The organism is Bacillus sp. AR2-1, from assembly GCF_008368755.1.
GTDB lineage: Bacteria > Bacillota > Bacilli > Bacillales > Bacillaceae_G > Bacillus_A > Bacillus_A wiedmannii.
In genome coordinates this window covers 1-15,031 of sequence record NZ_QORY01000052.1, presented here as the reverse complement: position 1 = coordinate 15,031, position 15,031 = coordinate 1, and the positions used below count along the sequence as shown (strand labels likewise).

General features: G+C 31.0%; 13 protein-coding genes and 2 pseudogenes. 4 read left to right on the top strand and 11 right to left on the bottom strand.

Annotated features, from left to right (window positions below; translation table 11 throughout):
* The 3 genes and pseudogenes from DT250_RS31225 to DT250_RS31215 form a co-directional block, all read left to right on the top strand.
* Positions 1-193, top strand: a 193-nt coding sequence (locus DT250_RS31225) for a DDE-type integrase/transposase/recombinase (RefSeq protein ID WP_149214372.1), incomplete at its 5' end; no start/stop codon positions are given.
* 156 nt (positions 194-349) lie between these two features.
* Positions 350-841, top strand: a complete 492-nt coding sequence (locus DT250_RS31220; protein WP_179952887.1) for a hypothetical protein — start codon at positions 350-352, stop codon at positions 839-841.
* 54 nt (positions 842-895) lie between these two features.
* Positions 896-1,090 (top strand): annotated as a pseudogene (locus DT250_RS31215) (IS4 family transposase); the annotation flags it as partial.
* Positions 1,091-1,455: 365 nt separating this feature from the next.
* Here DT250_RS31215 and DT250_RS31210 read toward each other — a convergent pair.
* A pseudogene (locus DT250_RS31210) lies at positions 1,456-1,872 on the bottom strand (Nif3-like dinuclear metal center hexameric protein); the annotation flags it as partial.
* Positions 1,873-1,956: 84 nt separating this feature from the next.
* Positions 1,957-2,613, bottom strand: a complete 657-nt coding sequence (locus tag DT250_RS31205) for a CPBP family intramembrane glutamic endopeptidase (RefSeq protein WP_061663671.1) — start codon at positions 2,611-2,613, stop codon at positions 1,957-1,959.
* 401 nt (positions 2,614-3,014) lie between these two features.
* On the opposite strand from DT250_RS31205, the gene DT250_RS31200 reads away from it, so the two are divergent.
* Positions 3,015-4,445: an IS4 family transposase gene (locus DT250_RS31200; protein ID WP_149214378.1), complete on the top strand. Its 1,431-nt coding sequence runs from the start codon at positions 3,015-3,017 to the stop codon at positions 4,443-4,445.
* Positions 4,446-4,668: 223 nt separating this feature from the next.
* Here the strand turns inward: DT250_RS31200 and DT250_RS31195 are convergent, their stop codons facing one another.
* The 9 genes from DT250_RS31195 to DT250_RS31155 all read right to left on the bottom strand — a co-directional run.
* Complete coding sequence (locus tag DT250_RS31195) at positions 4,669-6,498, bottom strand: FtsX-like permease family protein (protein ID WP_149214377.1); 1,830 nt, start codon at positions 6,496-6,498, stop codon at positions 4,669-4,671.
* Positions 6,499-6,514: 16 nt separating this feature from the next.
* On the bottom strand, positions 6,515-7,276 hold the full coding sequence (locus DT250_RS31190) for an ABC transporter ATP-binding protein (RefSeq protein ID WP_149214376.1): 762 nt from the start codon (positions 7,274-7,276) through the stop codon (positions 6,515-6,517).
* Between the two features lie 284 nt (positions 7,277-7,560).
* On the bottom strand, positions 7,561-8,634 hold the full coding sequence (locus tag DT250_RS31185) for a sensor histidine kinase (RefSeq protein WP_149214380.1): 1,074 nt from the start codon (positions 8,632-8,634) through the stop codon (positions 7,561-7,563).
* A complete protein-coding gene (locus DT250_RS31180; RefSeq protein WP_088610314.1) occupies positions 8,631-9,317 on the bottom strand; it encodes a response regulator transcription factor in 687 nt (228 codons plus the stop codon). Before DT250_RS31180 ends, DT250_RS31185 begins: the two co-directional genes overlap by 4 nt.
* An 832-nt stretch (positions 9,318-10,149) precedes the next feature.
* Positions 10,150-11,160: a sensor histidine kinase gene (locus DT250_RS31175; protein WP_149214375.1), complete on the bottom strand. Its 1,011-nt coding sequence runs from the start codon at positions 11,158-11,160 to the stop codon at positions 10,150-10,152.
* Positions 11,157-11,828, bottom strand: a complete 672-nt coding sequence (locus DT250_RS31170) for a response regulator transcription factor (RefSeq protein ID WP_000720529.1) — start codon at positions 11,826-11,828, stop codon at positions 11,157-11,159. Before DT250_RS31170 ends, DT250_RS31175 begins: the two co-directional genes overlap by 4 nt.
* A gap of 81 nt (positions 11,829-11,909) precedes the next feature.
* On the bottom strand, positions 11,910-13,898 hold the full coding sequence (locus tag DT250_RS31165) for an FtsX-like permease family protein (RefSeq protein WP_149214374.1): 1,989 nt from the start codon (positions 13,896-13,898) through the stop codon (positions 11,910-11,912).
* Positions 13,888-14,655 (bottom strand): ABC transporter ATP-binding protein, encoded by a 768-nt coding sequence (locus DT250_RS31160; RefSeq protein ID WP_149214373.1) that lies wholly within the window; start codon positions 14,653-14,655, stop codon positions 13,888-13,890. The genes DT250_RS31165 and DT250_RS31160 overlap by 11 nt, the downstream gene beginning before the upstream one ends.
* Before the next feature lie 183 nt (positions 14,656-14,838).
* Positions 14,839-15,031 (bottom strand): DDE-type integrase/transposase/recombinase (locus tag DT250_RS31155; protein WP_149214372.1); only part of this gene is annotated, 193 nt, incomplete at its 5' end.

Sequence of the window (15,031 nt, the reverse complement as noted above, 5' to 3'; positions counted from 1 at the left end):
CATCGAACAAGATCATAGACATATCAAGCGACGTTTTGTTAAATCCGCAGGATTTCAAAGTCTTCGCCAAGCTTCACGTACCTTGAAAGGAATCGAAACGATTCATGCTATATACAAACAAAAGAGAAGTCACACTCCAGACTTCTCTTTTTCGACGTACAAGGAATTACAGGAGTTATTCAGAACCGCTTAAACTATAACTATATTTTGCAAACGAGTGTGTTTTTTTCAAACTTTGCAACAGAACCAGAAAAATCCTGATGGAACATTCCAATATAAAATTTCATTTTTAAATAGAACAAAAAGACTTAAATACTTTTTTAACCTTGAATTAGATGGAGCAGATACTATGAATAAAATTTATGAATTTTATTCCAATAGAAACAATGGCTCTTTCCCTAACTACAATGAAAAGTTTAAAAAATTTGGTGTATCTCCTAAAAATCCTATTATATTTATATTAGATAATGAATTAAGTAGTAAAGATAAACCATTAAAGAAATTAATTTCACAAGTTGAACTCGATAAAACTAAACTAGCCTCTTTTAAAAATGACAATTTTATTAACATCACATCTAATCTTTACCTTACTACTCATCAATTAGTAAAAGGGCTTAAAGAATGTGAAATAGAAGATTTATTCGATAAGGGTACTCTAAATGTTAAATTGAATAATAAATCATTTGAAAAAGATTCTAAAAAATTCAATGACAAAATCCATTATGGTAAAACAATATTTGCAGATTACGTTTCTAAAAACTATAAAAACATTGATTTTAACGAGTTTCGACCATTACTTGATAACTTAAATAAAATTATAACTAATTATCCACCAAATTAATTTTATGTTTGCAAATTGTTTGCAATCGAAAAAAAGAGCTTAGAACCCTTTTAAATTAAGGATTCTAAGCTTCTTCTTCTTTTCCAAGCTATACAGAAAGACACCCAAGAGCTATCAAAGATTCTAATTCGCCTGTTCAACCTTCTACAGCAAAACGGGCGAAAATCACATCGTTATGAGAAGAAAACAGTCTTTGATATATTAGGTGTCGTTTACAATTGTACCATGTCTGATAATCAAGCGGCTTAAAGCAAAAAAATGAAACCCATTAGGATTTATTTCGTATGCAAATCTTTAAATTCCCTATATGTAGTCTTTAGAAAAAAGAAACAACCTCTACTATAATTGACGTTGTATGAGCTTAGCTTGATAGCAATGGGGTAGCACCACATGCCCATCAAGCTAAGATTTTAAGACACCCCCATAACGAGAATTTTACTTTTTTACAGTTATTTATGAAAATTCCGCTTGTTTTTTTCATTTTTGGGGTGCTAGACCTAAAACTTCAGCAATATGCATAGACTGAAACATCTAGTTTTCACGATATAATTCTCAGCTAAATTCGAAAAAAAGAGTTTGAATTCCCAAGCTCTTTTAAATATTACTTAATAACTTTATAACCACCATTTTTCCTGTGGAATTAAAACTGTTCCAATATCAAAGTTATTCTCAAACCATTCCTTCATCAATGTTTTATGGACCAGATATTCTGATGCAGAATGGGAAACGCCGATTAAAGACATCGAAGTATTAGAAACATAATCCATCATTTGTTTGTATCTTTGTTTACCATATTCGTTATCAATATGGCAATGGATTTCGCCAGTGATATAGGCTTGAACTCCTCTTTTTTCAGCTTCCACCATCCAACTTACTTTGTCGCCACAACCTGCAACGATAGCTATTTTCTTTACGTTATTTATGTTCTTACCTTCAAAATCAACATATGAAATATCGAATATTTCTTTTAAGTGAGAAGTTAGTTCACTTGTACTCTTTTCTTCAATGTTACAAATTAGAACTAGGTCTTCATTATTTACATAAGAAAATAGTAACGTGTTTTTAACTTAAAAAATAGTCTAAAACCTTAAGGTGACAGAAAGCAATCTAGTTTCTTACAGAATTAAACTAAGGACATTGTTTAACACATGTATTGCTATGATATATGCAAGGGATCTTTTAGAAATAAGATAAGCCACAGTAAATATCACCGAGCCTGGTAAATAAATAGCAAAATCGGAAAGGTTTTGTGAATGAAGAACTGTAAAAATTAGAATGGAAATGATTGATGCAATAGCAGTACCAACATAACTAGAAAATTTATTTACTAATATATGACGAAATATAATTTCCTCGACTATTGGACCTGCAACACCAACTAAAATCAATGCAAATATAAAAGGTACCTCTGAAGCGGCTTGATTAACGGCATCTTGATTCACTGACTGATCTGTATTTACTAGAAATTTCGTAACAAATTTTTCTAGAATTCCCGTAAGTAAAACCACCATAGGAATACTTACTACTTTCAAAATTGTTTTCTCTTTAAAATAAGAAAAACTTTGAATAATTTCTTTTCTATAGAAACTTATACCTATAATAGCAGGTACAATAAAAGCGGCGGCAGTATTGGCAAATTCTGATTCAACTAAATTTACATTAGTTAAAAGTGATACTCCTACTAATATGAGGACGCCAATCTGAAGTATTACAAACATTGTAAAAACTACTAACATAATAAGATCTTTTTTATTCGTTTTTATAAAGTTCACTTTATTATCCCCCTAATTAAATTGCCTAGAATCTTTAATTTTTCTTTCTGCATAAATTTCTCCTTTTAAATATATTCACACATGATTCCGGACCATTCGGTCCGGAATCTAATGATACTATATGTCTCTAATTTTTTAAACCCCTTTTTAAATTGTTAACGATTAGCCTTTTATAAATTGAAGTGAAATTAGGAGTAGTTTAAACCCTTTAGCTTAATATATTTATAAAATTATATATAGAAATAAAATACGCATACGTTAAAATTAACTTTATTTTTATATTTTCGACGATTATAGGGGTCCCACCCCATCGCTATCAAGCTAATAAAACAAAATTCCCCCTAAAATGAAAAAATACGCTATTCTTTCTATAGAATCATAGGAAAGGATGGCGTTTTAGTATGAATTTATCGATTTCTGATGAATTAGAATTGTTTTCTAAAGAATTGCAACGATATATGTCACCTGATGCTTTAGAGCAATTAGCTAAAAATGTAGGATTTGTTAAACGAAAAAGTAAATACCGCGCACAAGATTTAGTGGCTCTATGTATTTGGTTAAGTCAAAATATTGCCCATACTTCATTGGTACAATTAAGTAGTCGATTAGAAGCTAACACAGGCATTTCTATGAGTCCAGAAGGACTCAATCAACGTTTTAATTCTCAGGCTGTTCAGTTTTTACAACAACTCTTAGCACATTTACTTCACCAACAATTTTGTTCTTCTAACAAGATTCCAACTTTGTATACAAACTATTTTCGACGTATTCGTGTATTGGATTCTACACATTTTCAAATTCCGGATAAATTCACTTCTATATATCAAGGTTCAGGTGGTAGTGGTCAAAATGCTGGTGTGAAAATTCAACTAGAGTATGATTTACTAAGTGGTCAATTTCTTCATGTTCATGTAGGATCGGGAAAGCACAATGATAAAACGTATGGTTCTACTTGTTTAGCGTCCCTTCAACCGAACGATATATGTATACGTGATTTAGGATACTTCGACCTAAAAGACTTACATACTATAGAAGAGTGTAATGCTTATTTTATTTCAAGATTAAAGCTCAATACACGTATATATCAAAAGAATAATGAGCCTGAATACTTTCAAAATGGAACAATAAAAAAGCACTCTGAGTACATCCAATTAGATATGGAGCAATTCATTGACCAATTACAGTCAGGTGAAACATATGAAATTCCTGAAATTTATATTGGAATGTATCAAAAACTTCCTGCAAGACTCATTCTGTACAAATTAACTGAAACACAAATGAAACGTAGGCAAAAGAATTTAGCATCTAAAGAACATAAGAAGCAAATTACCTATAAAGAACGTAGTAAGAGGCTTAGTGCAATTAACTTTTACATTACAAATATTCCTTTAGAATATCTACCAAAGGAACAAGTATACGATTTTTACTCCTTACGCTGGCAAATTGAACTTATTTTTAAAACATGGAAATCATTTTTTCGTATTCATCACTGTAATTCTGTAAAATTAGAACGACTAGAATGTCACTTATACGGACAATTAATAAGTATCCTTCTTTGTTCCTCCACCATGTTTCAAATGCGCCAATTACTCCTCATCAAGAAGAAACGAGAATTAAGTGAATATAAAGCAATTTATATCATCAAAGATTATTTTCCACTTATTTATCAATCTTTACAAAAAGACACCCAAGAATTAACAAAGATTCTCTTTCGTCTGTTTAATCTCTTACAGAAAAACGGACGAAAATCCCATAGGTATGAGAAGAAAACAGTCTTTGATATCTTAGGCGTCGTATACAACTTTTCTATGTCTCACAGTCATGTAGCGTAATCCAAAAAACTGAAACCTGATAGGGTTTATTTGGCATGCAAATCTTTAAAGAACTTACATTTGTCTTTAGAAAAACGAAAAAATTTCACGTGAAATTAAACTTATATAAGCTTAGCTTGATGGCGATGTGGCACTACCCCATTTATTATTTCCAAATCCATTTAGAATGTTCAATAAATAGGGGCAGATTATGTTGATATTCCGTATAAATAATATCATTACATTAATTTTCTTTCGGAAGTACAATTCCTTTGTACAATTGAACTGTAATCAAATAGTAAATCGAGTAAATCACTACGAAAATAATAATTGGTAGCCAAATACGAAAGTACGGATCAGCCAAAAGAACGCTGAACATGTTCATACCAACTAATACGTGAACAATACCCACAATTGCTGGGACTAAAAATATAAAGAATAACTCCTTATAAATCGATTTTATTAATATCTCCCGGCGAACACCGATTTTACGAAGCATTTGATAACGTGTACTATCTTTGGATGCACCGGATAGAATTTTAAACATTAAGCAGCTTGCCATCATTGCTAAAAATGCAACTCCAACGAAAAAACCCATAAACATTAGTCCGCTGGCAAAATCATGACTCACAATATACGCTTGATACTTACTATCCAATTCTTCCGCCTTTACATTTTTATATTTTGATAGCTGTAATTCATCAAGTTTTTTCCATTCTTTTATGTATGATCCAAAATCTTCTGTTTTCCCCATAAAAACAGTACTTTCTTTACCCTTCAACCCATCGTATATGTTTTGATCTACAATTTTCATTTCAAAATCAGGATATAAATAATTTGGCTGGATCGTTCTGAAAGCCTGGATCCATTGTTTTGTGTCGGTCTCTCCTTTAACCCTTTTTATTGAAAATGCACCAATGGGTAATCCCTCTGAAACCTTTTCTATTTTCATACCTTGCAAGAAAGGGCGATTTTTTTCTAAATCTTCTTTAAGATAATAAACATACCTATCATCAACTTTGTAATGATATTCAAGTTTTTCTTGAAATAAGATACCACCCAAAATTTTCTTTTCTTCCGCTGTTGGATTATGAATGACTGAATCGTAAATTCGCATTTGATCTGTCATTTTTAGGATGTTGTTTTTAAATGCCATACCACAAGCAATTCCACCAGCACCAAGAGCCACTAAGATTGCTACTGTTGCAAGCACATTTGTTAGACCATTAATGCGGAAATTTAATTGTGCAAAAGTAAAAGCATTCAGCCCTTTTTCACTATGTTTTTTATTACTCTTTAGCTTGTTAATCATAACTGGGAGAAGTGATCCAAATATAAGGTAAGTACCAACGGTTGCTGTGATTAATCCAACGGCCATTAATCCCAAAACAATTAGCGAATTTGCATGAGAAATATAAATCAGTGATGCATAACCAATACCTATTAAAATAATACCAAGGAATGCAACTACAACTGTCATTTTTCCTTTTACGGCGACACGTTCTGTTTGTGCATCTGCATGTACAAGTTGTAATACAGAAATACGCGATAATTTAATACTATTCATAATTGCTGATAATATAAATAGTGCAAAGAAGAAGACGCAAGTAATAGTGATAGATGGCAGATAAAATGCTTTATAACCTTCACCAGTAAACTCGAGTTGTTTCATTAATAACTGACCGATACCTTCTGCAAGTCCTACACCAATTGTAATTCCAATCAAAAGAGATGTGGCACCTAATATGATTGTTTCGATAAACATAAGTAAGGTAACTTTATGCTTTTTTGCTCCTAACATCATATACATACCAAATTCTTTTTGGCGAAGAGCTGATAAGAAAGAGTTTGCATATAAAATATAGAAAAATGTGATAATCGCTAACAAAAAGGAACCAATTTTAAATACAGACACAATATCCCTAATAGAAGAGTTAGATTCAAGGAACGTTTTATTGGATGCTAGCGTTTGAAACATATAAAAAGTTGAAATAGAGACAATAAGGCCAACAAGTAAGACAATGTAATCTTGGAACTTACTTTTTAGGCCTGACATGGAAAGCTTAAATAGCATGATTGAACTTCCTTCCTTACGCTTTTTGTGTGCCAATGTTTGCAAGCACGTCTAAAATTTCTTTATAGAACTCTTCACGTGTACCACCGCGATAAATTTCTTTATATAGCTCACCATCTTGAATGAATAAAATACGCTGACAGTAACTTGCACTGTACGGATCATGCGTAACCATCATGATAGATACACCTTGTTCTTTATTTAAGTTTGTCATCGCATCCAGTAAACTTGTTGCATTTTTAGAATCAAGCGCTCCTGTTGGCTCATCCCCTAAAATAATTGCTGGCTCATGCACTAACGCACGAGCTGCTGCTGAACGCTGCTTTTGTCCACCAGATACTTCAGATGGATACTTTTGAAGGATTGCTGAGATTCCTAACATATCAGCTACTTTTTCTACTTTCTGTCCAATATTTCGTGATGGGACACCTTGAAGGGAAAGTGGAATTGCAATATTTTCGTAAATAGATAAATTCTCTAATAAGTTAAAGTCTTGGAAAATGAATCCTAATTTTTGCGAACGGAAATCAGAAAGCTCACCTTGCTTCATTTTCGTAATATCCGTTCCTGCAATTTCAACAACGCCGCCTGTCGCTTTATCTAACGTTGAAATTACATTTAATAATGTTGTTTTACCAGAACCAGATGGCCCCATAATACCGACAAACTCCCCCTCTTGAATTAAGAATGATACACCTTTTAACGCGTGCGATTGATTCTCACCTTTTTTACCGTACAATTTTTGAATGTTTTTTACATCTACAACTGGTTTTATCATATATATCCTCCTATGTTTGTTTTTTCATTTCTTTAAAATAAGCTGCTATTCATATTTGCTACTAACAAAATAGTCATGTTGCATCTACCTTTTCTATAAGGCTGTCACGATGTATCCAATTGAAAGCTGTAAAGAAAATTTTATTTTTAATTTCTCCACTCACCTCATTGCTTTGAATACATACATGATAAACTATAAAAATTAGGAAACACCCTGTAAAATCCTTAAGAATTCTTAAGTTTTATAAAAAAAAGCTTATGGAACCTGTAATTCCATAAGCCAATCTATTTGATTGGATGTTCAACAATAAAGGATATCCAACCTTCTTTATATTCTGCATGTATATTACCATGATGAAGTTCAACAATTCTTTTTGAGATAGCAAGTCCCAGTCCATTTCCTTGATCATTTTTTCTTGCCTTATCACCCCTGAAAAATCTTTCAAACAATTTATTAGGGTCGCTAACAGACGGCTTCTCGACTTTATTTGATACTTTCAAAATTGCTTTGTTACCTATTAGTTCAAGACATACGGATAATTCGGATGGTTTCATGCTGTACTTTATCGCATTCATAAACAGATTTTCATATACACGTACCATTTTTTCTACATCCATGAAAATAGGTATTGTTTCTTCCGTTATTGATTTTTGAACGATTAAACTTTCCTTTTCAAATATAGGAATGTATTCTCCAACTATTTGCTCCAACAAACCTGATAAATCAACTTCATTAAAGTTTAACTTAGCATCGATGCCTGATAAACGGGTATATTCAAACAGTTCATCAATTAAATATTTCAATCTCTTTGATTTTAAATAAGTAGTTTCGAGATATTCCTGTAATTGTGTTTCACTGTCGTATTGCCCTCTTTTTAATAAATCTATATAACCAATAATAGATGTCAACGGTGTGCGTAAGTCATGAGATACGTTAGTTATGAGTTCATTTTTTGTACGTTCTAATCGTCTTTCCTGTTCAAATGTATCCTCCAATTCCTTGGACATATAGTTGATATTTTGAGCAAGTTGGGTCAATTCGTCCTTCCCCTTAATCTCAATTGTCAAACCCAGTTTTCCATTTGCAATATCATTCACATTATCAGAAATGCGCTTCAAATATACTATTTTCTTTCGAACCAATATCAAAAAAATGACGATAAAAGTAAAGATTGCGAACGCGAATAAGAACAACATTACGAAATTGAATTCAAACATACTAAAAATGTGGTAATTTCTTTCTATTGATGTTATGAATAGAAAATTGAGGATTGTAAAACCAAACGAAATAAAAAAACTAACTGCAACAGCAACAAGAAGTTTTATAATGATCTTATTTCTAAAACTAACTTTCTTCATATTTTGTACCCAATTCCCCAAACAGTTTTAATATAAATGGGATGTTTAGAATCCTCTTCAATCTTGTCTCTTATTTTTGTAATATGCACCATGACGGTATTGTCTGATTTATAAAAAACCTCTTTCCAAACTGCTTCATATATTTTTGCTACACTCAGGACAATCCCTTTGTTACGGGCAAGTAGTTCGAGAATATCAAATTCTTTTGGAGTTAGCCTTGTTTCCTTTCCCCTTACCCATACTTGACGAGTATCTGTATTCACGGTTAAGTCTCCAATTTCTAGAATGCTTTTATTATTTTCTATTGACGTATTATATTTTTTAAACCTTCTTAATTGCGATTTTACCCTAGCGATTAATTCTAATGGGTTAAACGGTTTTGATAAATAATCGTCTGCACCAGAGGCTAGACCCTGAATTTTGTCTATATCCTCAGATTTTGCAGATAGCATGATGATAGGTATATTGCGGTCTTCCCTAATCTTCATACACGCTTCAATACCATCCATATTAGGCATCATAATATCTAAAATAATCAAATCAAACTCCTTTTCTTCTAACAGTTTTAAAGCTTCCATAGCATCTTCTGCCTTTTGAGTTTTAAGACCTTCATTTTCTAAATAAACAGAGATAAGATTTCTAATCTCTTTATCATCATCGACAATAAGAATTTTTGAATCCATATTATTCCTCCACATTTTTTCTCGTATTGAACAACTAAAGACATAAGCAGGGGAAACATTTCTATCTTGCTTTCTTCAAATTAATTCCTTAAATTATTTTGACTCTAATAAACCTTGAAATTGGAAGGGCTGCACCAACTTTTTATAGTTCATTATATACAGAAATAAGGAAGTTAATTATTTTCATGCTTAATCCACCCACAGGTTTGAATTCATAATTATACACTAGCGTCCAAATCTTAAGAAAAAGGGGAAAAAGTTCTTAAGAATTCTTAAGCCTTCTACAGCATTTTGTCATATGAATATATAGCCACTCTTGAAATGTTCACTATTAGGCCTCACCATACATGCCCTTCAAGCTAAAATTTTATAGTGCCTCAGAACGAAATTTTGTACTAACTTGTAACAAAATGCTCATTTTTTTGTTTTGAGGTATTTGCATTTCTTAACTTGATGGTGATGGGGTTACCATATCAAAAAAAGAAAATTGTATGTTTGGACACAATTTAGACACAAAATATCTGATTCCTTGTAAGCTAAGGGATCGGATATTTATTTTACTGTTTTATATAGTGTACAATTTCTCGCTTACGAGGTCTGTGTAGCAACCGAACCAAATCTTACGTAAAGTATTAGTGGACATCAATAGTAGTAATGACTAATCCAGATTAACATCCATCCGATCCACAATTAAATATACCAATATGTTAAATGGCTAAATAATACAAACGGTATGAAGAGAATTTCTACTCTTTTCATACCGTTTTAAATTTGTTTATAAGTTTCATACGAAATTCGTAGAAAGATGGCAGCATCTCTTTTATAAACAAGGCTAAAAAGTTACCATACCTGACAACGGAAATATTAATGTAACTCTAGTTCCTTTATTCACTTTAGATTCAATGCCAATTTTCATTCCTAATTTTGAGCATAGTTTTTCGCATAGATACAAACCCATGCCTGTACTTTTGCTAAATCTTCTTCCATTCTCTCCAGTAAATCCTTTCTCAAAAACTCTATTTACATCTTTAGTTACTATCCCTACTCCATTATCCTCTATAGTTAGTATTACTGAGTTAGTTTTCTTAATTGAGTATATACGTATCATTTGTTCTTTGTTATTTGAGTACTTTATAGAATTTCCTATTATTTGATTAATAATAAATTCAACCCATTTCCCATCACTATATACGATTTCATCAATATCCTGTATATCTAATTTTATTCTCTTATGAATAAAATCTCTATAGTTTCTTTTAATTACATTCCTTACTACATTATCAAGGTTGATTGGCTTGATAATATAGTCTTTATTAACATTATTACTTCGAGAATAATACAGAACCTGTTCTACAAACCCCTCGATTCGATCCATTTGAGAGTCAATTTTATTAGTTACTTCATTTTGATTATTTTCAATTATTAGCTTTGTAGAAGCTATTGGTGTCTTAATTTCATGCACCCATGTCTCTATATATTCTCTGTAATCCAACTGTATGTCTCTATAATACTTTACATTTTCATGCATATCTCTACTTACTACTTTCAGTATAGCGTTAAGCTTTTCCCCATGTATAAAGTTTGCTTCCTTTACTACCTCTGGTAGTAGGTATTTTTTCTCCAAGTTTTCTAAGATGCCATTAATCTCATTATAATAATTTTTACATTTTATAAATTCTATAACCATATATGAAATCAATGGAAAAAACCAAATACAAAAGACAAAGAATATGATAATGAACGGAACATGCGCAGTTAGCAATATACCTGCTAGTATGATATATACCAGTACATTAGATAGTATTACTACTATTTTATCTTTAATAAATTCACCTAAATTCATGGCATTATATACCCTAAGCTTCTTCTTGTTGCAATTGGATTTTCTATACCTAGCTCTTCAAGCTTTTTTCTTAATCTATTTATATTAACAGTTAAGGTGCTATCATCCACAAAATAATCAGATTTCCATAAGGTTTCTATGAGTGAGTCTCTTTTTACAATATTTCCGCGATTATTTATTAAGCATGAGAGTATTTTAACTTCATTTTTAGTTAATTCTACAGACTTGTCTTGATAAGTAACTGTTGCATTTGAAAGATTTAAATTAAAATCTCTATAGATTAAGATATGATTCGTTTTGAAATCTCCAGATGTTCTTCTTAAAATATTTGTTACTCTTGCTAATAGTATTTCTGTATTATAAGGCTTTGTTATAAAATCATCTGCTCCCAAATTCATACTTATCAGTTCATCTACATCACTATCTCTACTTGTAACCATGAAGATTGGAACATCTGAAGTTTTACGTATTTCTCTGCATATATAATAGCCATCGAACACAGGAAGATTTATGTCTAGTAATATAAGGTCTGCATTCTCACTTTCTATATATTCGATAATATGATTAAAATCTGTGGGAGCCTTTACTTCATATCCATACTTTATAAAAAAATTTTGTAATTCTTCTCTGATGATTTCATCATCTTCAATAAGAATGATTTTTTTCATGATTTTTCCCTTCCTATATAGAATATAAGGCTATTACATCTTGAGAAACAAGGTGTAATAGCCTTAATGAGCATTATAAAATTAAGTATTACTTTTTACAATATTTTTATAACCGACATATGTCGTGTAGAAATATCCTACATACACTACAAGAAATACTAAGCCAGTCATCAATGCTGGTAAAATCATGTCTATTTGTTGAAATGCGTTAATAAAATCATTGACTACATAAATTCCAACTACAGAATGTATTAGGGCAAGAATAACTGGAAGACTAAAGTATACGAAAGTTTGAATGAAAATCGTTTTATCGATCATTGTTCCGTTTGAGCCAATTCTCTTCAAAGATTTATATCGATCTATGCTATCACTGGCTTCTGATAATTGTTGAAGAGCTAATACAGCCATACTCGTTATTAAAAATACAATACCTATATATATCCCAATAAACAGTATAATAGTTTTCAATCCCTTACTTTCTGCTCGAACTTCATCCTTAGATATGCCTGATATATGAATAATATTTAATTTCGGGCCATTTTCGTTATAAAAGCCCCGTGCAACGTTATCATATTTTTTATTATATTCTTCTCTATTTCCATCTAAATAATTTACATTAAGTACGGATTCAGTAATTTTGTAGCCTGATACAAACTCATCATTTATAACGATTGTGAAGAAATAAGGTTGCGTATCAGAAGTGTAAAGACTCTCTTGTATAATTTTATTATATTTTACAAGATATTCTTTTTCTTTAATATTCACCTTATTGCTATTTTTTAATCTTTCATTTATCGAATTAAGCAACCGCTTATCATTTGATAAAAGTAAAACTTCATTGTTATTTAAAGTGATTTCCTTTTCACCTTTAAGATTTAAAATTTCATTATAATCAGATACTTTAATGAAATCCATACCACTTTTTTTATAATCTTTACGTACTTCTGGTACTAAGTCCCCCACTTCCATCCCTGTTGGATATACATTATAAGATACATATTTTTCGTTATTACTTATTTTAAAATTAGCTTTATTTAATACGTCTTCTATAGTGTAACTTTCATCCTTATTCTCCAATTTAATACTGGCATCAAATGGTGTTGCTTCTTTCGTTCTTTCGTCCATTATTCTGTTAAAGCTGATTCCTGTAGATAAAACCACCATTGTAAGGCATAACATTAAACATATTACAGACATGGATATAAAATTTGTATTAACCTTACTATTTATTTGTTTGATGATAAATATATTTAACCCTTTAAAATAGACTTTTTTATTCTTCTTTACAAGATATAATATAAATCCAGATAAACTAAAGAAAAACAGCAATGTACCTAATATGCCAAGAATGATTGATACCATGAGCATAGGATTATTATAATTCAATCCGATTTTTAGTACAGTCACATATGCATATCCAAGTGATGCTACACACATAATAAATATGATTACATAGATAAGAGGATTTCTAAATTTTACATCTTCGTTTTTTTTACCTGCTGTTAACAAATCAATTATTTTGTATTTAGAAACAACATATACATTAAATAACATAACAAGCAAAAACATGATTCCAAAGTATAATACGCTTTTACCTATAGCACCTGTTGAAATTGCAAATTTATATTTATTGATGGGCAAGTCAAATAACTTTAATGCAAATGTAGATAATCCCTGTGATACTCCAATACCTATTATAAGCCCACTCACTAAAGATATAATACCAACTAGAAATGTCTCTGTTACTAATATTCTGGATATATTTCTTCTTCCCATACCTAAAGTCATATATATTCCTAATTCTTTTTTACGTTTTTTAATTAAGAAATTATTTGCATACAATATTAAACCACCTAATATTACGGATACAAATACTGACACATCTGAGATAGCGTTCATTACTGTAGGCACATACTTTCTATCTGCAGCGTTAATTTCCACAAGTGCCTTTTGTGATTCTATGGAGTTAAAGCTATAAAATATACAAACAGCCAGTGTTAGTGTTAAGAAATATATGGCATAATCTTTAAAACTTTTCTTTACATTCCCAATAGCAATCTTAGAGTACATTATTATCGTCACCTCCAAGAAGGGTTATAACTTCGATAATTTTAGTAAAGAATTCTTTTCTGGAATCATTCCCTCTGACCAACTCGGTAAATATTTTTCCATCTTTAATAAAAAGAATTCTACGGGCATAGCTTGCTGTAAACGCATCATGAGTAACCATAAGTATAGTAGCTTTCAAATCCTTATTTAGACTTTCAAATCTTTCGAGTAATAATCTAGCCGATTTAGAATCTAACGATCCTGTTGGTTCATCTGCGAGTACTAAAGATGGCTCTGTTACGATAGCTCTTGCCGAAGCAACCCTTTGTTTTTGTCCACCTGATATTTGATAAGGATATTTGCTTAATACTTGTTCAATTTCTAAATATTTTGCAACTGCTTGTATTTTGCCATCAATTTTTGAACTTTCCTCACCTTTTATAGTTAAAGCTAGGGCAATATTTTCATAAGCAGTAAGAGTATCTAATAAATTAAAGTCTTGAAATACAAACCCTAATTCATTTTTTCTAAACTTATCTAGTGATTTTGATTTTAACCGAGTAATGTCACTGTTATTGATGATTACTTTTCCCGTAGTAACATGATCAATCGTTGATATACAGTTAAGTAATGTAGTTTTGCCACTTCCTGAGGGCCCCATTATCCCAACAAATTCTCCCTCATCTACCTTAAAACTAATATTATCTATAGCCTTTGTTACATTATCTTTATTACCATAATATTTTTCAATTTTTTCTACACTTAATATATTTCGCATTAATACTTCTCCTTTTTCATTATAAAAATTCTTTAACTCCCCTTCATTTTATATAATTTCATTACTAGTATCGGTGGAATTACATTTCATTAACATTACATTTTTGTTATATTGAGTGATACCTCTAGGTTCTGTTGCAAAGTTTGAAAAAAAACACACTCGTTTGCAAAATATAGTTATAGTTTAAGCGGTTCTGAATAACTCCTGTAATTCCTTGTACGTCGAAAAAGAGAAGTCTGGAGTGTGACTTCTCTTTTGTTTGTATATAGCATGAATCGTTTCGATTCCTTTCAAGGTACGTGAAGCTTGGCGAAGACTTTGAAATCCTGCGGATTTAACAAAACGTCGCTTGATATGTCTATGATCTTGTTCGATG